Genomic DNA, 1319 nt, shown 5'->3' with positions numbered 1-1319 from the left:
CAATCTCCACGCGCCGGATTTGCCCGCCCGAGAGGCTGCGGGCTTTTTCATGGAGCCGTTCGCTCATGTCGATGGATTGCATCAGATCGTGAATGCGCCGGTTGGCTTCGCGCGAGCGGATACCATGCAGCGATGCATGGTAGGAGAGGTTCTGGTGCACCGAAAGATCGAGATCGAGCGTGCGCGCCTGGAAAACAATACCGAGCCGCCGCAGCGCGTCACCCGGCCGCCGGTCGATGTCATGGCCGAACACATGGATGCGGCCATGCCTTGTTGCGAACAGATGGCTGATAAGCGAGAACAGCGTCGTCTTGCCGGCACCATTCAGGCCGAGCAGCACGGCAAAGCGCCCGGGTGCTATGGAAAACGTGACGTTTTCCAGCGCCTGGCGTTTGCCATAGGCGTAACTCACCGATGCGAGATCAAGCGCCGGAAGATTTGCTTCCGGCATTGATTTGTCATTGATGTTCCTCAGTCCGGCATTTGTACCCATCAAGCTCCACCCTTGGTACCTTATGCGACGACGACCTTGCCGCAAACTGACGGCTATTTGATGGTAATCGTACCCTTCATTCCCTTGTCTGCAAGGTCTGGCACGGACCAGGTGTATTTGCCGGGCCGCACTGCCGTAAACTGTACATTGATCGTGCCCGGCGAGTCGAATTCGAGCCATGCCGGCCCGCCATCCATATGCACTTCGAGATCGTTGATGACGATCTGGTTCATCCAGACATTGCGGAAAAGATCGGTGACGAATTTGTATTCAAGTCCGGCCGCGGACGTGATCTTCCAGCGATAGCCCTGTCCGGCAACCAGTTCGAAATCCTTCTGGTTGACGGTGAATTCATCGTCCTTGGACCCGAGAATAAGCTCCGGCACATTCTTGCTGCCGCGTGTGATCACCGGCGGCTTTGCCTGCATTGCCGCCTTCGGCTCCGGTGCTGCCTTGGCGTCGTCATCGTCGTCAGCCTGGGCAAAAGCAAAGGATTGAGCCAGCCCGATGCTGAGAACCGCGGCCAATGCCAGCGTCTTGTATGTTGTCATGTAGTCCTCCCTTGGTCTTCAGAATTGTGTTAGTTCGGCGATATCGCGACACCCCATGGCAATTGCCCCACGGTAACGGATTTGATCGGCTCATCGGTTTCCGTGTYGATGAATGTGATGTCGTTCGACAACCCGTTAGTGCTGATGATCTGCTTGCCGTCCGGCATGAATGCGAGCTGCCAGACCCGCTGTCCGACAAGCACGTATTTTTCGACCTCGTAGGTTTCCGTATTGACCACGGCGACGCGGTTCGCCGGTCCGAGCGCTACATAGGC

3 protein-coding genes are annotated in these 1319 nt (G+C 57.0%); all 3 read right to left on the bottom strand.

What is annotated here, in order from left to right; genetic code table 11:
- Positions 1-493 (bottom strand): ATP-binding cassette domain-containing protein (locus ACXJ5O_RS27175; protein WP_457302625.1); only part of this gene is annotated, 493 nt, incomplete at its 3' end.
- 53 nt (positions 494-546) lie between these two features.
- Positions 547-1044, bottom strand: coding sequence for a hypothetical protein (locus tag ACXJ5O_RS27170; RefSeq protein ID WP_457302624.1), 498 nt, complete (start codon positions 1042-1044; stop codon positions 547-549).
- A gap of 29 nt (positions 1045-1073) precedes the next feature.
- Positions 1074-1319: YVTN family beta-propeller repeat protein (locus tag ACXJ5O_RS27165; protein WP_457302623.1), on the bottom strand; the 246-nt coding region annotated here is incomplete at its 5' end.

Source organism: Phyllobacterium sp. P5_D12 (assembly GCF_054049495.1).
This window is presented reverse-complemented; position numbering and strand designations above follow the sequence as displayed.